The sequence below is a fragment of the Bremerella cremea genome (assembly GCF_003335505.1).
Classification (GTDB): domain Bacteria; phylum Planctomycetota; class Planctomycetia; order Pirellulales; family Pirellulaceae; genus Bremerella; species Bremerella cremea_A.
Genome location: NZ_QPEX01000010.1, coordinates 206,075 through 227,459 on the forward strand (window position 1 = coordinate 206,075; position 21,385 = coordinate 227,459).

The 21,385-nt window shown below is 52.8% G+C and carries 14 protein-coding genes, 7 tRNA genes and 1 pseudogene; 10 read left to right on the top strand and 12 right to left on the bottom strand.

Annotated elements, in window-relative coordinates:
• Positions 1–4 precede the first annotated feature (4 nt).
• The 3 genes from DTL42_RS02210 (at position 5) to modB (ending at position 4,401) form a co-directional block, all read left to right on the top strand.
• On the top strand, positions 5–2,818 hold the full coding sequence (locus DTL42_RS02210) for a c-type cytochrome domain-containing protein (RefSeq protein ID WP_114367061.1): 2,814 nt from the start codon (positions 5–7) through the stop codon (positions 2,816–2,818).
• A gap of 68 nt (positions 2,819–2,886) precedes the next feature.
• Positions 2,887–3,705, top strand: coding sequence for a molybdate ABC transporter substrate-binding protein (modA, locus tag DTL42_RS02215; RefSeq protein WP_158545195.1), 819 nt, complete (start codon positions 2,887–2,889; stop codon positions 3,703–3,705).
• Positions 3,706–4,401, top strand: a complete 696-nt coding sequence (gene modB, locus DTL42_RS02220) for a molybdate ABC transporter permease subunit (RefSeq protein ID WP_114367063.1) — start codon at positions 3,706–3,708, stop codon at positions 4,399–4,401. It begins immediately after the preceding gene.
• Positions 4,402–4,470: 69 nt separating this feature from the next.
• Here modB and DTL42_RS02225 read toward each other — a convergent pair whose 3' ends face one another.
• Entirely contained in the window at positions 4,471–6,768 is a 2,298-nt protein-coding gene (locus DTL42_RS02225; RefSeq protein WP_114367064.1) for a glycoside hydrolase family 2 protein, read from the bottom strand.
• 589 nt (positions 6,769–7,357) lie between these two features.
• Between DTL42_RS02225 and DTL42_RS02230 the strand changes: the two genes are divergently transcribed.
• The 7 genes from DTL42_RS02230 (at position 7,358) to DTL42_RS26165 (ending at position 8,030) form a co-directional block, all read left to right on the top strand.
• Positions 7,358–7,429: transfer RNA gene (locus DTL42_RS02230), tRNA-Phe, on the top strand.
• Positions 7,430–7,469: 40 nt separating this feature from the next.
• Positions 7,470–7,542: transfer RNA gene (locus DTL42_RS26150), tRNA-Glu, on the top strand.
• 7 nt (positions 7,543–7,549) lie between these two features.
• Positions 7,550–7,635 (top strand) — tRNA-Ser (locus DTL42_RS26155).
• Positions 7,636–7,651: 16 nt separating this feature from the next.
• Positions 7,652–7,725: transfer RNA gene (locus DTL42_RS02235), tRNA-Leu, on the top strand.
• Positions 7,726–7,749: 24 nt separating this feature from the next.
• Positions 7,750–7,823, top strand: a tRNA-Leu gene (locus DTL42_RS02240).
• Positions 7,824–7,848: 25 nt separating this feature from the next.
• Positions 7,849–7,925, top strand: a tRNA-Leu gene (locus tag DTL42_RS26160).
• Positions 7,926–7,942: 17 nt separating this feature from the next.
• Positions 7,943–8,030: transfer RNA gene (locus DTL42_RS26165), tRNA-Ser, on the top strand.
• Between the two features lie 147 nt (positions 8,031–8,177).
• On the opposite strand, the gene DTL42_RS02245 is transcribed toward DTL42_RS26165, so the two are convergent.
• The 11 genes and pseudogenes from DTL42_RS02245 to DTL42_RS02290 form a co-directional block, all read right to left on the bottom strand.
• Positions 8,178–8,483: a transposase gene (locus DTL42_RS02245; protein WP_234824100.1), complete on the bottom strand. Its 306-nt coding sequence runs from the start codon at positions 8,481–8,483 to the stop codon at positions 8,178–8,180.
• Positions 8,457–8,648: pseudogene (locus DTL42_RS26480) on the bottom strand (transposase); the annotation flags it as partial. The pseudogene DTL42_RS26480 and the gene DTL42_RS02245, both read right to left, overlap by 27 nt.
• A 429-nt stretch (positions 8,649–9,077) precedes the next feature.
• The gene (locus DTL42_RS02250) at positions 9,078–11,276 is read right to left on the bottom strand and encodes a S8 family peptidase (protein ID WP_158545196.1); all 2,199 of its coding nucleotides are present in this window, start codon (positions 11,274–11,276) and stop codon (positions 9,078–9,080) included.
• 242 nt (positions 11,277–11,518) lie between these two features.
• A complete protein-coding gene (locus tag DTL42_RS02255) occupies positions 11,519–13,204 on the bottom strand; it encodes a TIR domain-containing protein (RefSeq protein WP_114367066.1) in 1,686 nt (561 codons plus the stop codon).
• Between the two features lies 1 nt (position 13,205).
• Positions 13,206–14,318 (bottom strand): GNAT family N-acetyltransferase, encoded by a 1,113-nt coding sequence (locus DTL42_RS02260; RefSeq protein WP_114367067.1) that lies wholly within the window; start codon positions 14,316–14,318, stop codon positions 13,206–13,208.
• Between the two features lie 38 nt (positions 14,319–14,356).
• Positions 14,357–16,513 (bottom strand): DNA/RNA non-specific endonuclease, encoded by a 2,157-nt coding sequence (locus DTL42_RS02265; RefSeq protein ID WP_147274135.1) that lies wholly within the window; start codon positions 16,511–16,513, stop codon positions 14,357–14,359.
• A gap of 50 nt (positions 16,514–16,563) precedes the next feature.
• Positions 16,564–17,181 (bottom strand): DUF952 domain-containing protein, encoded by a 618-nt coding sequence (locus DTL42_RS02270; RefSeq protein ID WP_114367069.1) that lies wholly within the window; start codon positions 17,179–17,181, stop codon positions 16,564–16,566.
• Positions 17,181–18,227: a ferritin-like domain-containing protein gene (locus DTL42_RS02275; protein ID WP_114367070.1), complete on the bottom strand. Its 1,047-nt coding sequence runs from the start codon at positions 18,225–18,227 to the stop codon at positions 17,181–17,183. The genes DTL42_RS02270 and DTL42_RS02275 overlap by 1 nt, the downstream gene beginning before the upstream one ends.
• Positions 18,224–19,813, bottom strand: coding sequence for a GMC oxidoreductase (locus tag DTL42_RS02280; RefSeq protein WP_114367071.1), 1,590 nt, complete (start codon positions 19,811–19,813; stop codon positions 18,224–18,226). The genes DTL42_RS02275 and DTL42_RS02280 overlap by 4 nt, the downstream gene beginning before the upstream one ends.
• Positions 19,810–20,268: a hypothetical protein gene (locus DTL42_RS02285; RefSeq protein WP_114367072.1), complete on the bottom strand. Its 459-nt coding sequence runs from the start codon at positions 20,266–20,268 to the stop codon at positions 19,810–19,812. Before DTL42_RS02285 ends, DTL42_RS02280 begins: the two co-directional genes overlap by 4 nt.
• Positions 20,269–21,022: 754 nt before the next feature.
• Positions 21,023–21,364 carry a hypothetical protein gene (locus tag DTL42_RS02290; RefSeq protein WP_114367073.1) on the bottom strand — a complete coding sequence of 114 codons (342 nt, stop codon included), beginning with the start codon at positions 21,362–21,364 and terminating at the stop codon, positions 21,023–21,025.
• Positions 21,365–21,385: the final 21 nt, after the last annotated feature.

Below are 21,385 nucleotides of genomic sequence, written 5' to 3' on the forward strand. Positions count from 1 at the left end.
CCCCATGAACACACCTCGCCTGACAATTCTCCTTTCACTGCTGTGCCTGCTGAGTATTGCCCCCGATTCGCCTGCGGCAGAAGCACCGACTTACGAACACGATGTCGCACCAATTCTGCGAAAATACTGTGTGGGTTGTCACGGCGAAGTCGAACCCGAAGCAGAGCAATCGCTGCATAGTTTCGAAGCCTTACAGCAGCGCACCAGCGAAGTGCCGCTCATCGATAAGCAGCACCCTGAGAAGAGTCGTCTTTTAACGGTCATCCAAGGCCAAACCGAGCCCCGCATGCCGCCGGAAGACGAACCGGCCCCCAGCGAAAAAGAAGTGGCCATCCTCCAAGCCTGGCTGACCACGGGGATGAAACGCGCCGAGCAACCAGAATCGCCCTGGAAGCTCGACATTCCACCGATTGAATCGCAATCGGAAGTGCGACCGGTTTCCGCTTTGGCGATTTCTCCCCACGGCAACGAACTCGCCCTGGGCACGTACGGCCAAGTCGAACTCCTAGCTTTGGCAGAAGATGGATCGTTCGATCGGGCCCAGCCGTTGCAAGTGATTTCCGACTTGCCTGGCAAGGTCACGGCCATTCACTACTCTGCCGATGGGAAACAAATCGCGATTGCCTCTGGCGTAACCGGATTGGTAGGGGATGCCGTGATTGTCTCGCGAGCAACGGGCAAAGTGATGGGCTCGTTCCAAGGACACGCCGATATTCTTTACGACGCCGAAATCTCTCCGGATGGCAAATTACTAGCGACTTGCGGTTACGACCGGCTGATCATCTTGTGGGATCTTGCCTCGGGGCACAAGCTGCACGAACTAAAAGGGCACAACGGCGCGGTGTACGATGTCGGGTTTAGTCCCGATAGCCGTTTCCTGGTTTCGGCCAGTGCGGACGATACTTGTAAGGTGTGGCGGGTTGCCGATGCGATGCGTTTAGACACGCTTCCCCAGCCTCTCAAAGAAGTGTACTCCTGTGCGTTTTCACCCGATGGCAAAACGATTGTCTGCGGTGGGGCCGACAATAACCTGCGTGTCTGGCAGTTCGTGGCGCAAGATGGTCCGCAGATCAATCCAATGCTCTATGCCCGCTTCGCCCACGAAGGCCCGGTGCAGCGGATTGTCTTTAATGAAGATGGCACCAAGCTGTTTACCGTAGGAAACGACCTTACGGTGAAACTGTGGGATACAGCCAACTATACCGAACTCAAGCTATGGGCCGACCGCCCTGAAATTGCGATGGCTGCGGGCTATTCGCCAGCGACACGTTCGCTCTATTTAGGACGTCTCGATGGCAAGGTCGATCGGTTAACTTGGTCCACTGATGATTTAACCCAAGAAAACTTGGCGGCATCGACCAATACCAAGCCGGTACCGATTGCCGCAAGCGAGGTGACTTCACTTGCAGAGCAAGAGCCCAACGATACCGTCGTAGACGCTCAGGATGTTTCATTTCCCGCTAAGATCAGCGGAAAGATCTTTGGTGATACGCCGGGGCCCGATGTCGATTTCTATCGATTTCATGCCCAAGCTGGCCAAGTCTGGGTCTTAGAAATCAACGCGGCCCGGGCAAAGAGCCCGCTCGATTCCCACCTTTCGATCTACCATGCTGATGGTAGCCCGGTTGAGCGGGTTAAGCTGCAAGCGACACGTGAATCGTATTTTACTTTTCGCGGCAAAGACGATTCGATCCCGGACGACTTTCGAGTTTTCATTTGGGAAGAGATGAAGCTAAACGAGTATCTTTACTCAAACGGTGAGGTCGCCCGGCTATGGCTGCATCCACGCGGGCCTGACAGCGGTTTCCGCGTTTATCCTGGTCAGGGCAAGCGTTGGGGCTACTTCGATACCACCCCATTAGCGCACGCCCTAGGCGAACCTTGTTACATTGTCGAGCCGCTCGCTGTCGGTCAGGAAGCTTTGCCGAATGGGCTGCCGATTTTTACGCTGTATTACGAGAACGACGACGAGTCGCGACGGACTTTAGGAGACGACTCGCGGCTGTTCTTTACCGCCCCAGCCGACGGCGACTACTTGGTGAAGCTTCGCGATGTTCGTGACTTTGAAGGGGATAACTTCACCTACGAACTGACCGCCCGGCCTCGTCAGGAAGATTTTCGTGTCGATTTAGCCACCAGAGATCTAAATATCGCCGCTGGCAGCGCGCGGGAGATTCTTTTTCGCGGCACGCGGCTCGACAACTTCGACGGAGAAATCCGGATTGAAATTAGCGGCCTGCCGGCTGGGTTCACCGCGACCACCCCGATTACGATTGAGCCAGGCCAAATCGAAGCGACCGGCGTGATTCAAGCCAGCAACGAAGCCGCTACCTTGAGCGAAGAAGCGATCAAGCAAATCACCATTCGTGCCACCGCAACCCCCGAAGGCAAAGAAACAAGTCACGACGTGGCCGGATTTAACAAGATCGAAGTTCGCCAAGCCCCCAAGCTGGCCATCCACATCGAACCCACCTCGACAGGGGCGCAGCCACGGTCACGTAGCGGGGAAGCCCCCTGGGAATTCGACGTGCATCCTGGCGAAACGATCATGCTGAAGGTGGTTGCCCAGCGGAACGACCTGGCAGGGAATATCGACTTTGGCAAAGAAGGAGCAGGCCGAAACCTCCCATTTGCTGTGAATGTGGCAGACTTGGGGCTAAGCGGCCTAATGATTATGGAAGGTCAGGACGAGCGTGAGTTCTTTATCACGGTGGACGAAGTCGCCCAGCCAACTTCGCGGTTGTTTCATCTGCAAACCGGGGCCGATGGTGGGCACGCGACGCCTCCGGTGCTGCTGCACGTGCTACCGAACAACTAAGCACACCTTTCCTGCGTTGAAGCGTTTGACCTACAATGGTTCGAGTCCTCCCCTCCGAGACTCGAACGATGAACCTTCAACTCCAATCAAACTTGTGGTGCTATCCCTGGCTGCTTTTGTGCGGCCTTGGGGTCATCTTGGGTTGTGGCAAGTCAACCGATGCCAAGCCTTCTGCCCAAGTGCTTATCTTAGGTGCGGCGAGCACCAAAGATGCTTTGCAAGAGATGGCCAACGTCCTACAGAAGTCGAAGCCTGGGGAGTTGCAGATTGAAATCAGCACAGGTCCATCCCACGCTTTGGCGCAGCAGATCCTTTCTGGCGCTCCTGCCGATATCTATATTTCTGCGAATCGGCGTTGGGCAGATAAAATCGCTGAGGCGGGCTTGGCCGAGCAAACCGTCGATTGGCTAGGCAATTCCCTGGTTTTAGTAGTCCCCACAAACTCGCCCATAACCATAAATGGCCTGGAAGATCTGACGTCGCCGGAAGTAAAACGCATTGCCGTCGCCGGCCAGAATGTTCCGGCAGGTATTTATGCGGAAGAAGCACTGAAACATTACAAGCTGTGGACTACCCTCTCGACCCAAGACCTCCTAGTTCGAGGTCATGACGTCCGCAGCACGTTGACCTATGCCGAGCGCGGGGAAGTGGATGCGGCCGTTGTCTATGCGACCGATGCCTTGTTGACTGATAAGGTCCGCGTGGTGGCCCGCTTTGACACTGCTTCGCATGAACCAATTGTGTACCCTTTAGTTCGCATCAAGTCGCTCTCACCTAATCCAGCAGCCGACCATGTTTTTAAGTTCCTGCAATCGGCTGAAGCCCTTCAGATTGGGGAAAAGTATGGCTTTGTGTCGCTTGAAAAACCTCTAGGAGATACCAAGTAAGTGGATGCCGCGCAAACCTCAGCGATCCTGCTTAGCTTGCAGGTTTCCACGATTGGCGTGCTTCTTGGTCTGCCGCCAGGTTTGGCATGTGGTTGGTTGTTGGCTCGGAAGAACTTTTGGGGCAAAACCATCCTAGAGACGATCGTCTACTTGCCGTTGGTGCTTCCTCCGGTGGTTACAGGCTATCTCTTGCTGGTTGCCTTCGGTCACCAAGGAACACTCGGCATCTTGTTGGAATCGATTTCCGGCGTTTCGCTGTTGTTCGATTGGAAAGGTGCTGCGGTGGCGGCTGCGGTCGTTTCATTTCCGCTGATGGTCCGCTCGATTCGACTAGGCATCTCCAGCGTTGACCCCACTTTGGAAATGGCAGCCCAAACGCTTGGTGCTACTCCGTGGGATGCCTTCTGGACGGTCACCGTTCCCCTGGCCCGCCCGGGGATTATCGCGGGCTGCGTGCTGTCGTTCGCGCGTGGTTTTGGCGAGTTCGGCGCTACGATCATGATCTCTGGCAACATCCCAGGCAAAACCCAAACGATGCCTCTTTATGTTTACGATCAGATGGAAACGCCAGGCGGAATCGAAGATGCGACCATTGTGATTATCGTGGCCATCTTTATCGCCGGTGCGTCGCTTATGCTTAGCGAGGTCTTAGAGAAAACTGGCCGCACCAACACTTCGCACGATGAAGGCTCGTAACGTAAAAAAGATTCCGACGATCGAGCGCCGGAACCTTTCATGTTTGCTTGTCGTATGAATCCTTGCCCACTATTTGGTTAGTGGGGCGTGGATCTCTTGCAACGTTTTCGCCGGGATCTTAATCACCTTACGATCGTAGGTCATTAGCCCGTTGATCTCACTTTCTACGTCGGTCGTCTGCGTATAAACGGCACCTGCGATACCTTTACCGATTAAATCATGCAGGATATCGATCGATTCCTGGTAGCGGGCGACGTATTCCTTTTCGGATTTTGGCAAACCACCGTAGCCCCAGTTGGCTTGAGTCTTTTTCCAGAGGTGGTCTTCGACCGGCCAGCCGTGCCCGCCAAACTCGCCCACGACTTTCACCTTGCTGTCCAACCGCTCTTGCTGCAGCGGGAAGGAGGGATGAGGATAACTGTGATGATCGGCAATGTGACCGACGTCCCAGTAATTGCCACCGCTGGCGATGTTAACCAAGCGAGAGGGATCGCGTTGCAAGATCCATTTGCCGGTTTCAACCGTACGATGCTGCCCCCAGGCTTCGTTAAACGGAACCCAGACCACGATACAGGGATGGTTTTCCAGCGTATCGACCATCTCTTCGAACTCTTGCATGAACTGAGCATGATCTTCATCCGACCACTCGGCATCCGACGGATTCGGACGCATCCGTGTCCAAGCAGGCCCCTGACCGCCGCTGACCTGGTCTTGCCAAACCATCATCCCCATTTGGTCGCAATAGTAGTAGTAACGACGCGGTTCGACTTTGATGTGCTTCCGAATCATGTTAAACCCGGCCGCCTTTAGGTATTCGATGTCGAACTTCATCGCTTCGTCGGAAGGTGGTGTTAACAGTCCATCTGGCCACCACCCTTGATCGAGCGGCCCCCAGTGAAAAATCACTTCCCCGTTGAGCGTGAATCGCAGATGGCCAGCGTCGTCACGAACCGTTCCCACCGAGCGGATTCCAGCGTAGGTTCCGACTGAGTCGAGAATGTTCCCCTCTTCATCCAAAACGGCCACACGGACGTCGTACAGGTTCGGATTGCTTGGCGACCATAATTTGGCATCCGCAATTTCCAGAACGATGTCCTTAGCTTCTGAGGTCATATCGGCGATCGGCTCCCCTTCTTCAAAGACGGTCGCCGTGAGGGCAAACTGGGCAGCTCCGTCTCCGACAACTTCTGGCGTGATTTGAATGCTGCCTGTTTTCGGGTCGGTCGAAATCTTCAGATCGGCAATGTACGTTTCCGGAACTTGCTCGAGCCACACCGTTTGCCAAATCCCGGAAACCTGCGTGTACCAGATACCATGCGGATCGAGCGTTTGCTTACCGCGTAGTTGTGCATCGCCGGTATTGTCTTCGACCCGTACCACGATATCGTTCAGCCCTTGCTTGGCGTTCTTTGTGATATCGATTGAAAATGGTACGTTGCCGCCGATATGGCTGCCTGCTTCTTCGCCGTTGACAAAAACGCGGCAAGCATAGTCCACCGCTTCAAAGTTCAATAGCGTCCGTTTCCCTTCGCTCGGATTGATCTCGATACTGCTCTGATACCACAGGGCTTCGGTTGGGCGCAGATTACGCTCGACGCCAGATAACTTCGATTCGAGGGCAAAGGGCACCAAAATCTGACCATCCCACTTTGCGGGAATATCGTTTTGGTTTTCTGAAGTAATCGCGTAGTTCCATAGTCCGTTCAGGTTCTGCCAATTTTCACGCGTCATCTGCGGACGTGGATACTCTTGCCAGACGTTGTCTTCGGTAACCTGTTCGCCCCATTGGGTAATCAAAGGGGAATCATACGGACGCAACGGAATTCGGGCCGGAGGAAGCTTAGGAACGTTATCCGCATCGACCACATGCACATCGATGTACTGGCCGCCAGCATCTTGATGCGTGTGAACGGCCAGCACGTTGCTTCCCACCTTTAATGCCTCGCGGCCTTCTTTGGAAAGTGGGACGACATCGTATTTATTTTTCCACTTGGTAAACTTCGCGACTTCAATACCGTTGAGAAACACCTCGGTCTCGTCGTCGTGATGAATCAGCAAAGCCGCCTTTTCGGGAATCGCTTCGAGCTCGATCGTGCGACGCAGCCAGATATCGGACGTGTTCCACTCAGTTCCAATGCGCGATCCTGGTGTCCCCCGTGTTCCAAATCCACCGTACCCTTCTGCCCACGCTTGATCGTCGAAATCAACCTTCTGCCAGCCTTCGCTGGGCTGTTGAAAGGTGTATTTCCAAGGCCCATCAAACGCATCTGGATCAGCGTCTTCTGCAAGCGCCGTCAGCGGAACGGCTACGAAAGCCAGCAACAACGCCCAAGCGACCTTCGGGCGGCACACATCCAAGTAGTTCATCTTTCCATCTCCAATTGCATGATCAGGCAATAATCTCTTGCCGGGGGTATCTCCCTATATTGTCTCACAGAACGGACGAAAAGCGAATGAGTTGCCGCGTAACCATATTGAGAATTTTTTCGCAGCGATTTCTCGCCAGACCAGGGTATTCAGGCAGACAAGTCATGTAAGTTTTCCCAACGTTTTGCGGTGGGGCCAACAACCGAGCAATGAGATATGCGGCTGCAAACGCGCTTGTTCTTTGGAGCTTCGTGTCTCTGTCTGGTTGTGTTCAACTTCCTCAATTTTTGCTGAATCAAGCGAACCTATCCGCCCTCTGTTCCTCTTATCTCGTGAAGGACGAATTACCTTTCACTGGCGGTTAAGGTAATCGCTTGATCTATCTATTGAGGAGTTGATTTCCATGTCGCGCCACAGTCTCAACCTGCTTTTAAGTTCACGCGAGGAACAAGCGCGGCAGGAATCGCGGTTTCTATCCCTATTCCTCGAACGTGTTCTCTGGTGACGTTTCCCTGGTCAGATCTTAAACATCTACCCAGGCCCGACGTCCCCCAGACATCGGGCTTTTTTCATGCCCTGATATCACCCTGGACTGGTAGCTGAGACGGCATAGCGGCGGTTTGAAGAACCGCAGACGAGGATTCGAGCGCCTCCCGGTCCACTTGCGCGCCTTCAGTAAGCACGCCAGCCAATCGCCATTTGGCCCGTTCGACTTCTGGTGAGGTCATCGGTCTTTCAAGCCGAGCAGGTAGGGTTCGAATCCCACACGGGTCACTATTTCGGAAGTCATCCGGCTGGATGAGGAAACTGTCTTGAAAACAGCTGGCGGCTAAACGCCGCTTGTGGGTTCGAGTCCCACGGCTTCCGCTTTCGATTTTTGAACGGCTCGGTAGGCAACTGGCAGACCACCTTGTTTCAGACACAGGGATGCTGTGGGTTCGAATCCCACCCGAGCTATTCCTCTTCACGGGGAAATGAAAAGGCTCAGTGGCAACTGGTTGACCGCTCGAACTTAAACTTCGAGGACGCTGCGGGTTCGAATCCCGCCTGGGCCACTTGGTGGAGGTTGCTTCATCCTGCGATCAGGTACGCAAACTTGGAAAAGCGGCCACGTTGAGGGCGTGGTGACTTTGTGGGTTCGACTCCCATCCTGATCACTGACCACAAAATTTACGGAAGGTAGCCGAATACGGTTTGTCGGGCCGGTTTGCTAAACCGTGCGTCCTTTTTGGGGCATGTGGGTTCAAATCCCATGCCTTCCGCTCATTTGTATGGATGTTCTAGCCGAGTTGAATTGGCCGATCTCCCTTGCCGTTTGAGAATTTCGCGAGGCTAATTCTGCGATAGCCCAAGACTTTCCGACAGTGGCCGATCCAACGATATACCCCGAGTGGTCCATCCGTCTTTCTTCATAGATGCGATTTCAACCCTCCGCAGTGGAAGATGATGGCCGTTTTGAAGTTTTCTCGGTTACGGCAGCCACCGACTCGGCGTTTTCTGGTCATGATGTTGCTGTTCATGCCTTCCGCTACCGCGTTGGTGATTCCGTGCGTACAGTAGCAGACTACGTTGGTCAATCGCTCCTTGATCGTTCGAGTTGCCTTCTTCGTCGGAGCGAGCTTGATGTGGATCACGCGGCGATACCAGTTTTTGAAATAAGTGGTCGCCGACGACGCATCGGCATGCTCCCACAGGGCTTCGGTGATATCTTCGATACGACGTACCGAAACGCCTGCCAGGTACATCTCGACTAATGCTTCTTCGACGCTCGATTCACGCCGCTTGAAGCGTTCGATGATCTGCGTCTCGAACGGCAGGCTCCGCAGCCGGGGCACCTTCAATTCGACTTCGCCCGCCTTGGTCTGCAGCTTGCGAAAATACGAGTCAGCTCTGGAGTCGAAGCGATCACGCTACCGCTCGTAACGCTTCGCCCCGCACGGCCTCTCCGTTAATCTGAATCGCAACCCGGATCTCTTCGCTGCAGCGATCTTCTGGTAAATTCGTCATCGTCAGTCCTCGGTTCCGGGTCGTTGATGTTGGAAATCAATTCCATACCAGAGCCACGGCTGGCTCTCAAATTGTGCGCACTATTCATAACGTTATCGAGCGGCACCGAGGTAATCCAACGGTGATACTTCCACCGCAAGTTCGGAAAAAGCGGGACAAAATCAATAGAAACTCACTCAGGCCCTTTCGCTGTCACTGCGTCGACATGCAGGCGGAATCTAGGTCGACGGGAATCGCGGCTTGGATCGCTACGCAAATGACAGTGTTCACATTCTGCCTTGGTCTTGATTTGACTTCTCGAATCAGGTCTCAGTCAACATTTTGAGTAGGTTGGGAATTCCGTTTCCTTGATGGTTGCGGTCGCGTCCGACGTCGTTGCAGTTGCTTAAAAGAATCTTCTTTACTTCGTCGGGCCGGCCGATGAATTCGCGGCGGACTGAGAGAAACGCTGCAAGCAGCCCAGAGACGTGAGGGCACGCCATGCTGGTCCCGCTGGACTCGCGATATAGGCGGCCATTGAAATCGTTGCTACACGAGCTGATTCGTTCGCCTGGAGCAACGACATCGGGCTTGATTCGTCCATCCATCGTTGGGCCACGTGAAGAGAAGTGCGAGACGCCGTATAGGTACGGTTTGTCTGTATTGACCGACCCCACCGCGATACAGTCCTCGAGATTCGCTGGATCGCCAATCGACAGTGACGTGTTGAGATCAAATGGCCCGTCCTGTGTGGAGACCTGGATTTGACCATCGTTGCCCGCGGCAACACAAACCAACGTTCCCTGACGCCAGAGGTCACGAAGCTCTTTGCAAATTGGCGAGAATCCACATCCGTAGACAGTTGGGTCAAAGGAACCTCCAAGACTTAGATTCACACCATGAACGGCCAATTCCGAATTGTTTTCATTACGTCGGAAGATATCGTCGATCGCCTTAATAATCGAGGCATCCTCACCAAAGCCATGATCGTCTAGAACCTTGTACACCAACAGTTTCGTCCTGGGAGCGATGCCGCTGTGCTTCAACGATCTTTCTTTTCCTCGACCAGCAATGATGCCGCAGACATGCGTACCGTGGCCATCGGGATCACCCATTAACGGGTCTTCAATCAATATTGGTTCGTGAGACGCAGTCGTACAGTCAAGGACCTCGATGATGAGGGAGTTGTCGTAGCCCGTTTTATCACTGTTCCTTCGTCTCAGAAAATGGGGATGATCAAATCGACACCCAGTATCAAGCACCGCCCAGGTAATCCCCTGTCCACTTGATTTGAAACTCGCGCGAGCGGCGTCACCGCCGATCGCGCGATGAGAGCGGAAAGTAAGTTTCTTCTTGGCCGAACTTCGCCACACCGCGTAAATGTTCAAATTGGCGTGGTCCATAGCGAGTGCATGAATTTCCGTTGGCGTTAAATGCGCAGCAACGTACTTTCGTAATCGCTGGACACGAGCCGCTATTAGCGCCTCATCAGGATCGTTCTCGCCGCAGTAGGCTTTTACGACTGCCTCAACATGTTGGGCCAAATGCTTGATTCGTCCGGCCAGGCTTTTTAATCGCTTGTTCTGTTCTCGCTGTCTTTTTTCTCGATTTTCCATCTCATCGTACGTCTCGTCGACGGCGGGGAACTTCCACGCCAATACCTCGATCAGAACGGGCTGGCGCATTTCGCGGGCGGCAAAGCCGTGAGCCACGTCACGCGCAATCACGAAACGCCTGGTGGAGTCGAACCGCATCACTTGATGGACGACAGCGCGGACCTCCGCGTGCGAAAGATAGCCAGCCGAGTCGTGGGGATTGGCATTGGCAACGCTCCAAAGACTTCGTTTGATGATTCGATGATCCTGAATCTCACCGAATGCTGAAGCAGAGACAGCAAAATCATTTGCCAGTTGAGTATCCAACGAGACGGGATCCAGCCGGTCCGAAAAATTGTGCCAAAATCCAATTCCGCTCGGAACTTCAATCGGCAAACCGTCTTCAGTGAGTTGATCTTGGATTTCGCGAATCCCCAGTGGCGCGCCAAGAGTGACAAACAACGAAACAAGCTTTCGCTGTTCGCGGGTCATTTCGCAAAGCACTTCATAGGCGATGATCGTGCCCATGCAGTGGGAGACCAAGACGAAAGACTGTTTAGCCTTGGTAATTTGCCGCTGCAATCGCTTCTTGATCCGACGACGAACATCAGGGTCAAAAAAATACGCCGCCGTATCCTTAATGAACCGCCGCAAAAAAGCATCGGCAATACGGCCGTGCCAACTTCTCGATGCTGGTATGGCGCGAGAGGAAATCGACTCAGTATCATCATCTCTTTCCAAATCCAACTGAGCCGAAAGGCGTCTGACGAATGCCGCAGCACGCTCGTTATCGGGATCGAGTCCAGCATGTTCAAGCACCGACGTCACATCGCGATCCCCAATAGTCGTTGCTTGTGACAACACGTTTTCTTCATGATCACCATGCAGGATATCCGCCCAGTACGCACCGCAGGTCTGCTCACCCATTGGTCGACCAAACAACGCCAAGTCCCACTGCGACTTCCACACGTCCGCAGGCGAATGCGAACCGATGCCGTGAATGTAGATACACCGAATTGAAGTTCTATCTTCTTCGTCTGAATTGCACCTTTCTCCGTGTTGTCGCATTCCCACCGTAACGCCTCACTTTTCGCTCTTCAGAATCGCTAACCACAAAACTGCATACATCTGCCATTGGCAAAGAAGCGTGCGAAACCAATGACCGCCCCTCAATTCCGAAGCCGCGCATGAATTAGCATTACAGCCCCGTCATAGGTAAACTCGTCAGATTTAACGACAACGAATCCAGCTTCACTAACCATCTCAAGATACTCGCTCGAAGACGTTCGCTTCGCGATTCTGCGCTCTATGTCCTCGTTGATTTCCCTTATGAGAGAATACTCAGAAGCCACGGCGTCCATCTGTCCCGTATCCTTGAGATGCGATTCAATACCATCAAGTAACGGAGTGAGAGATATATCTGCATGTGTCGTCGACAAGCCAATCACGCCACCCGGACGCAGAATATCCCGCACGTTGCAGAGGCATTTAAACGGGTCTTGACTGCTATACAGCACATTAACGAGCACCGCGGCGTCAAATTTTTCTTCTTGAAAAACGTCAGCGAGATATTCTGCACGCGCTTTGACGATTCGATGCATGTTTGGATCAAAGCCCTTTGAACGCATCCGATCAATCATTTCCGCGCTCGATTCGACAGACGTTACTCGAATGTTTCTTTCCAAGAGAACTTCGGTGGAGTTTCCCGTGCCAGCACCAATATCGACGACACTAGAGCAATTGTCGCCTACAATAGACGTAACATCGGCAAGAAGTTTTTGGTAGGGAGGATAGCCTTTGAGTACTTTATCATAGGCTGTAGCGTACACTCCCCATAATTTGTCCTGCCAAATGCGTTCCCGTAGATCCGATTGAAATACATCCCAGTTTAGGGATTTAACGAAAAGGGCTGCAGCCCAGCCCCGACGCTCTCCATCTATACCGTGGAGCTGAGTTGCGACTTTGTGAAAATGGGCGATTCCATATCGGTTTGAACGATAGACAAGGAGTTCATCGTCATTAAATGGCAGGTCGCCTGCCCGTACACGCTCCGAAAATTGTTTTGCATGTGCAAATACATCATCTTGATTTGCAAGTCGAGCAATAAAATAGTTTACATGGCGATACAAAATATGGTGCGCGATCTCCTCGAATAATAGTTCAAACGCAATATTCCAACCGACGATATTCAAGTCTCCGTTCAGGTAATATGTCGGCGTTGTATAATATGTACTTTGTCGAAGAACCGGAACAATAGTTTTATGCCAACTGTCCAATCCTGCCTTAGGAGCATTCATGCCGGTGATTTCATAATGCTCTTCGACTAATCTATCTATGTCTGTTTCACTTGACGACGTGGGAGCGTCCGCATTCGCAATCTGATATTTGGCATCTCGGCTCCCGTGCTTTTTTATCGCCTTAATCAACTGATGGCATGCAGCCCCTAGCGATGCCGTCAGATTGTCCTCATCTTTTTCAAACGTAATCGGAGTTACGCCAGCAAGATCACTGGGTATCTTTACTTTATCTCCTCTCTCACAGAGCATGAAGGTTCGTTCTCGCCCAAGCACTCCAGTAAATAGGCCAAGCTCGAAAACAATGTTGTCACGGGGGGCACGCTGGTTCTCACCCCGGCTGTTAACGACATCGTCGGCTGACAATACCAATACTGCGAAGTCAAATTCTTCTGCATGTTCTGTAAGAGCCTGAAGCGAAAACTCGGATGGACCAAAAATGCCTTGATCCCAGCATCGACCCCTGCACACATAATCAAGCCCTTCCTGTATCTCTCGAGCGATCGCCAATGCTTCGACAGTGGAGCCAATAAACATGGTCGGTTTTTTTAACTCGGTCATTTTACTGCGCCCTCAATATTCCTTTCTTGCACGCGGATTGGAAAGGTGCATCCGCCCGCATTCCAACCATCGTTTTTCCAATTCCAAAGCTCTCACCTCGTTGCCCGATGGATCGATACCCATGTTGTTTGTAAAGTGGCATGTGCAGACCGAGACATTCAAGTAAGCAGCCATTTACTTTCCTCGAAGCCATGTCATCCATAATGAATCTGATAAGATTCTTAGACACGCCATAACCTCGCCATTCTCTTCTTACGATGATGCGACTGAGTTCGCCCCACACTTGGGTGTCAAATGCCTTCCCGAGTTCTTCTTGTAATGAAAACGCCTCAAACGCTGGCAACCGAAACCGCGCAAGAGCATCTTGCTGGCTCTCAATATATCTGCGGAGCAAGCGGTTGGTTTTTATTAGTGAGTTCACCCAACCGACAGATAGCTCGGGGTTGTCGTCCGTGAGTACGACCCGGCCAGTCGCGATTAATTCCGAACCTCCAGCCTTGCTTTCCGTAAAAACTCCGTAGTGTTGTGAGAAACTGTCACACCAATTGAGTTCGAGCTTCGATCCCGTTCTGTAGTACGCTTCGCTGAGGTAGCCCATGATGTCATATACTTCATGGCGAAGTTTAAGCGCCTTGCGAAACTCATCTAACGTCTGTAGTGGACGAACTTCGTAGTGACTAAGCGTATCGGTTTTGCGATTTGTTGGCGGAAGGAGATACTCGAGTTTTTGGAAAAGTCGCTTCAAGGTTTCTACGCAGACACTATAAGTGGCTGTTCGTGAAATTACCTGGTCAATGTCCGTGATCCAAAGTTCCCTTTCGCCAAGTCCCAATGTTGCTACAGGAAGGTCATCGAGATGTTCTGAGATCACTTCGTTGACTTCACTTTGATTTGCTGCGTCCGATGGCGTAAGTTGATCTGAAACGATGATGACTCCTACTGTCGTAAAGCCGGACACTTGTTGTTGCACAGCATTAACGGCGTCAGCTAGCGAACTGAATGCTTGAAGTAGTGTAATGTCATAGTGTGGCGTCGTAACTCGTGACTTGCAAAGTTCTTTCCATTTGGAACGCAGGTCAGAATCTGCGATTGCTAGGACAACGTGAATTTCCATTTTGGTATTCCTCCGCCGGTTCTAGTACGCGAACTCAACTATTTTTCGGTTTGCGAGACTAATTGACTTCGGGATCCCACCTCTCGCAATCCGCTCCCAAAGACCGCTTCAGTCGAAGAATCAAACGAATCGTGTTGCGTAAGTTCGTCGAAGTCGAGGCCAGTCTCTTCGGCAAGCTTGCTAAGCGACACTTGATAAAGATGGAATTCGTCATCAACTCGACCTTCAGTAAAAACCAAGTCCCCCTGGCTGATAATGTAGGCGGCGACTTTGAATTCGTCATCGTCTTCGTCGTGGAAGGCGATTAGCTTCCAAAAGTCATCGGGAATTTTGACATCTCGGTAAGTTTTGTCGGTGTCTCGAAAAATGGGCCCGGCCATGACGGAGACTTTTAGCTTGTCAACATTCAAGTCCTCGAAGACGGCGTTTTCGAGTTCACCCCAAAGACCGCCTTTGGCGGACTGATTGAACGCTTCGTGTTGCGGGGTCATATTGGTAAAAAAGAATGAGTCGCGGTTGGCAGCCTTGGCTTCTTTGAGTGGTCCCCAGTTGAGATCGGCGCGGCGGGCGACGTGGCCTCGATCGTATGCGTTGTTTTTGTAGAGTTCATTGCCCGCCTGATATTCCGCAGGTACGCGGGAATCACGGATAAATCGGATGCCTTTGCGTGAAAGCTGTTTCATATTGCTGCCATCGATATTCCAAGCGACAAAACGTGGCAAGGATCGCGACTTGCTTTGGCAAACCGAGAAATGTGTGTAGTGAATCAGATGCGAGCCATTGTGCTTAAATGCGTCCTTGGCGAACTTCTTTGACAGCTTGGGCGTTGGAACGGTTTCGGAGAGAAATTTATGGTCGTATCCGCCCCCCTTGCTTTCGCCGATATCGAATTCGTCGTCGCCACCTTGGCCGACAACGTCTGTCGCTCCATTTCCGTCGCCAGGGTCATGAACTGGCCCAATGTGATAGACATTGCCGGTTCCGGGGCGGCCGAGCGAAATGGTGATGTGTAAGGGAACCTCGAAGGTTACGTCTTTCGGGTTGGTTTTCATCTGGTGGCTCCGGGCAGGGTTGCGTTGATACTGTCGGTAGTCGGATTCGCTTTGGTCGTCGGATGGCGATTCGGTGTTTTCCCAATAGGGTTCGAGGTCCAGATTCGGGTCAGGGACCCCGGGCGCGAACAAGACTCCGGCGTCAACGACGCGGGGATCACGAGCGAGTTCGTATCCGGGAACGCCATAGTTTTCGATAAGATATTTGCCGCCAAAGTGGAGAGCGGCGACGGTCCCGCTTTCGACATCGATGATGGCAGAGCCCGAGTTGCCGCCGAGTGTTGATGCGTCGTGCGTGAGCGCCGCGACAGGGCTTGAGAGCCATTTCGAGCTTACTTGGCGTTTCTGATTCGATACGCGTCCAGGAGCGATTCGTTTGACTTCGTACTGGTCGCCAAAGATTTCTTTTTGGGCTTTTACCCCGTTTCGATCATCAAAGGCGGGGTAACCGACCGCGACGATTGCTTGTTTGCGTTTGCGGAGCGTTGGATAAGTGGTCGTTGACAACCGAAGCGGTTCGATGTCGGGCAGGTCGGCCTTGAACAACGCCATGTCCCAATATGGATGGACCATGACGCACTCGTGTAGAACGAATCCATCTTCCTGTTCAAAGCTTGGCTCGTCGTCAAAATCGACTTCCGCTCGAAGGTCAAAGATCTTGACTCGTTTGCCTCTGCCAACCCCCATCGTGAATTCCATCGCGACATGACGGTTTGTCATCACGAGGTTTTGGCCGACAACGAATCCGGTGCCGGCGTAAGTCGAAAGATCGGTGATGTCGATTCGCCCAACGGCCGGAAACGTGTTCCGGATTCGCTTCAGCGTCCTGGGATCCTTGGTAATGAAATTGAATTCGCCAGGAAACGGATCAAACTTTTTGCCATAAATTCGGTGCGAGGGGCGGTTCTTGCGATGCACGATGGCTTCGAGGTGGTAAAGGCCTTCGGCGGAGACCGACTTGCCCTGTACGGCGCGCATGGCCGCTTCTTCTGCCTTCTTGATTCGCTTCGTACTCACTCCTTCAAGACCATCGTCGTCAGCGATGAAGTCGACAAATTCCTCCATCGGCGTATCGCCGGCGATGGAATTCACGTACTGGAGCAAACGTTTTGCATGCTCGTCGGGCGTGATGGTTTTCTCCATGAGATAGCGTGCCTTTGTGGTGAACGGATAGTTTTGAAAATAGCTGCATTTCAAATGTCGACTTGGTACTTACCTTCTTCGTTTTTAAAGAATGTGAAGGTTTGTTCGACGGCGTCCATGTTGAGTTTGCCGTAAATGTGTGGGTACAAACCTCCGGTGGCTGGTTCCCATTTGATAGGTGCGGTGACACGACTTTTGCGGACGACCGCGACGTGGATGGTGTCGTTGTCGCAGTAGTATTTATTGGCAAGTCGCGTGATCTGACCTATCGGTGATGCGTGTATGAAATCCTCGGTATCCAGTGATTTTGGTGCGTAGACTCCCTGGACTGCCGATTTCTTCAGGACTTCGGGCGACATCAGGACGTAGATGAACGGATCACCTCCGTCAGCGTACATACGGCGAAACATCTCGGTGACTCGCACTTGTTCTTTACCGCCGTAAACGTGTAGGACTTGAAACTCGCCTTTTACTTCGGTGGGAGTTCGCGATTGACTGATGACTTGGATTTCAGCCAATGCTGTCCAATCGGATTTTGTTAGCCAGATTGGAATATCGTCAAAGAACACACGACTGCCGGACTTGCGAAACGCACGGATTTCACCAATAGCGAGGCCAGTGTATTCGTCGCTGCGAAGGATGGAGTTGATTTCGACATGGAAGCCCATCAGTCTGACTCCTCGTCGACTAAGCGGAAACACGGGCCATAGTTGAACGGTTGATTGTGGATTGGGACCTGCATAATCTCGATTGCCAATCGAGGCAGGTCGGCCATCATGGTGGCGATTGCTTGGTTGAGTGAGGCGTGGCTGCTTGTCGACCAAGCTAGCGCCAGATGCTTGAGCATTCGAGTGTACGCAAGATCAAATTGGAGCATCTTGTCCCAAATTTCGGCGGGAACCTCATCTTGCTGATAGCCGCCAGGCGGGATTTCTGCGACGGGCCAGCAGTCGGGCAGGTGGACTTCGGGACCTTGATGAACCCATCTTCCGTCGTCGGCTTGGATCAGTTTGCGACCGACTGCGACTTCCTTGAAGCGATAGTAGTGAGCCAGTTCATCGGTCTCGTCATCCTTGACGGATTCAGATGTGCCTTCGCCTTGATCCTTGATCAGGTCGATGGCGGCTTCGACATCTTCGATGGAGCCAATGTTCTTGGGAATGTACTTGCCGTTAGGCTGTTGCGACTCGCCAAAGTAGGCTTCGATTTGCCCCTCGCGATTGAACGGGGGATCAACGTTCTCGAAGACTAGCTTGATTTTGTCGTAAAACTCTCCAATCCGAGCAAAGTTTTCTTTTTGTCGGACAGTTTCAAGGTGAGCGATATCTGTTTCAGGCTCTTCGATCTTCATGAACACGCCGAGCGCTTGTTTTGAAAGTCCCTGTAGCGAAACACTCAACAACGGCTTCACGCCGCCAGGCATCGGGGATGGATATCGAGGAATCACCTTGGAATCGAAAATGCGGGGAGTGCCGCCGATTGACGCCAGCATGTTGCACGCTAACGACATGTGCAGCATCTCTTCGACAAGCACTTCGCGAATGGCGACGGCGACCGGATGGCGATGATCCTTCACAGACCAAAACGCCATCAGGTATGGCGGGATGGTGAAGAATTCGAGTTCGATGGCGGACTGCAAGGCCTGCTTGAGCCACTCAAGGTCACAGTCACCTATATTCGTTTGGGCAAGCTCTGTGATGCGATTATCGCTCATGCTACGTCTCCGTCGTGAATCAGTTTGTCGGCAAGACGCAGCGAGAGTGCGGATAGCGTGAGCGTCGGGTTGACGGCGGCGCCGCTTGGGAAGACGGCATTGGAACAGACCCACAAGTTCTCGACATCGTGGACTCGCAGGTCGCGGTCGACAACGCTGGTCGCGGGGCTATCGCCCATGCGACAGGTACTCGCAGAATGGTCGCCACGCTGGGCTCGCACGGCGGCTTTCGTAATCTTTGCGCCGGTCTCGCGGACGATGCGCTGCATAATATCTAGGCGTGTTGCGGCTCGATCGGTAAAGTCAAATTCACGAGAAAAGTCGACTTTCGTCTGCGGCAGGCCGATTCGATTACAGTTGGCACCAAGACTGACGCGGTTATCAAGGATCGAAAACTCCTCCATGAATCCTTGCAATTCAATTTCCATTGGGCCCATGGTTGCACGTTCGATCTGGGCTCTTGTTTTTCCCGTGATCATCATGCCAGCAAGATCGACTTTGGGGCGACTGCGGTCCTTGAATAAAAAAAGCTTGCCATAGGCTTGTTGCTCGGGCGTGTCGAAGTGCCGTGACATCAAAGTTGGAAAGTCGAGTTCCTGATTCCAACGGTTCGCGTTCGATGGCAGTTCGGCTCGGACGTGTAGAAACGGATGCGAAATGAGGAAGCGGCCAACGAGGTCTCGATCGTTACCGATTCCTTTAGGCCAATTATCTGCGATTGATCGCTGAAGAAGTTTGGGGGATTCGTAGGCTCCCGAGGCGACGATGAAATGGCTACCTTCGAGCGTTATGCGTTTACCGGATTTGGTGGAGAAAACCTCGGCCGCGTGAACGCGGTTTTTCTTCTCGGTTAGAAGTCGTTCGCACGGCGATTGATCGAAGTACCTGAAGTTTGTGTATTGAGGATTCGATTCGATTTCGTCTAACAGGTAGGCTGCGGTGAATCTGGCTCCGAACGGACAGTAACGACAGGTGCCGGTAGTCATGCACATGCGAAAGCGTGCCATCGGCATATGTCCGTAGCCGATTTCTAAACGTTCCATCGCATGAATCAATGGACGGTCGGCTTCAACAAAAGGGAACGGATCGAGCGGGTAGTCACTCTTTCTCGGAGGCACTACGTTGCCACGGGAATCGCTCGCCTGTCCCGAGACGCCAAGCAGGTGCTCGGCTTTGTCATAATAGGATTCCAGGTCTTGATAAGCGATCGGCCAATCTGCACCGCGTCCGGTGCGCGAGCAAGTTTCGAAGTCTTCTTCTTTGAACCGCAACGCCCAACCGCCCCAGTGTACGGTCGATCCGCCACGCCCCATCAGCCGTGATTCTTGAAACGTCCACGGTTCTTTGCCGACAGACTGGTTCTCAGATTCAATCGGCAGATCGTGGTAGTCGTCGTATGGGTTCACGCCCGTTGACACGAAGTCCCACCATTTGCGACGGTCTTTCAAAGGAACGCGTTTGCCGGCCTCGACGACCGCAACGGACGCTTTGGGATTAGCCTCAAGCAAACGCATGGCGACAATCGCGCCTGCAACACCGGAGCCAATGATGACGTAGTCAAACTCATTCCCGTTCTTGGTCATCATGCGTCCTCGTAAGTTCGATAAGTACGCTGGGAACGGAAGCGCGAACCGGAAACGAACCCGGTGTAGTTTTTGCCGCCAAAGCTGCGGAAACCGCCGGAACTCACATAAACAAGAATGAACTCATCAATTACATTCCGTTTGAGATTGACCAAGCCGGGATCGGATTGGCGATGTAGCTCGCCATCGACGAGCAAGTACTGATAGAGTCCATCCCCATGCGAAGCTCGCAAATCCGAGAGTAGATCGCAGGCTGCTGTATATCGCTTGAGGTACGACGGCGTTTCAGAAACCTTTAGCTCAATGAATTCTCGCCATCGACTTGCCATGTCTTCCACTCGGCAAGCCGTGTCGTTGCCCCAGATGGTGTGGATCGCACTGAATAGTTTCCACAGTTCATCGATTTCGCTGGATGACAGGCATTCCGATTCCGCTCTAATTTGATTTTCTACACCCACTTCGCTATCCCTATCAACTGTTGCATGCACCCCGTACGGACACCACGCATCCCCCTAAAGGGATGACATATGATATGGCGGCTAGCATGCTCGTGCAACAAGAACTCTCGGTATATTCTGCGAGACATGATTTTGGGCCATTCGCATCACCCCGTCGAACTCGTGCCGCTTGCCCGTGGGCAGTACGCAGAAGACGGTTGGAACGGAAGGCTCCGCCCCAGCAATGATGCTGATTCACGCCACCACTACGTCCCTCAAAGACTGTTCCTTAAGCTCGGTCCCACGCGGATTCGCTGGTCGCCATCGAGGAGAATCTCAACTCGCTACGGCGATGTCCCGGAGTCTGCCAGATTGATCTGCACGGGCCGCAATCACGAAGTTCGTCGGAAGTCGTCCGACCTCAGCCGGTACCGTCACGAGAAGAAAGACGGCTGAGTGGTTGTTTCTCGTCGACCCTAATTTACGAGTTGACTGACCGCTGTGCGGCTACTGCTCGAGTAGATTCCGCTAGAACCGCTCGAGATCGCTGCGATTCGCCTTCCTAGGAACAAACCGCGAGCGTTGAAGCCTAGAACTGAACTCGCGCGATCAAACCGACTACTGAACGTCCCTTGCGTTCGAGGCCTAGTTCCGGCGGACCGAAAGTGCGTAAGGTGGGCGTGTCGAATGGCACGAAGTTCTACACAAGTCGTTTCAGGATTTCACGTTTGACTTCGTGTCTTGGCTTCGTCGCACAGTCGTATTTCTTCTGTCGTCATAGTCTTTGCCTGGGCTCGAAGCGACCGGGACGGTCGGCCACACGGTGCGTAGCGACCGCTTCGAGCAACTGTTCGAAAAAGTGAGATGGATGAATGCTTTGCTGGCATTTCGTAGCCATTACCTGCTTAAATGCTTCCAGGGTTTGGACGGTTCTTTTGAAGCTGATCGTGCGTAGCTCGATCTTCTTTCTTGATGCCGCCTGAGCGATGATGGTTCGAATGAGGTTGTGGATAGGCTGTTGATTGTCGACCGTATTAGGCATCGAGACGGTCGATGCATAGTAGGCCAGGACGCGGCGATCCTTCCAAAGCCAACCCTGATCGGCATGGTCATCCAACTTTGGCCTGTCTTCCGAGCG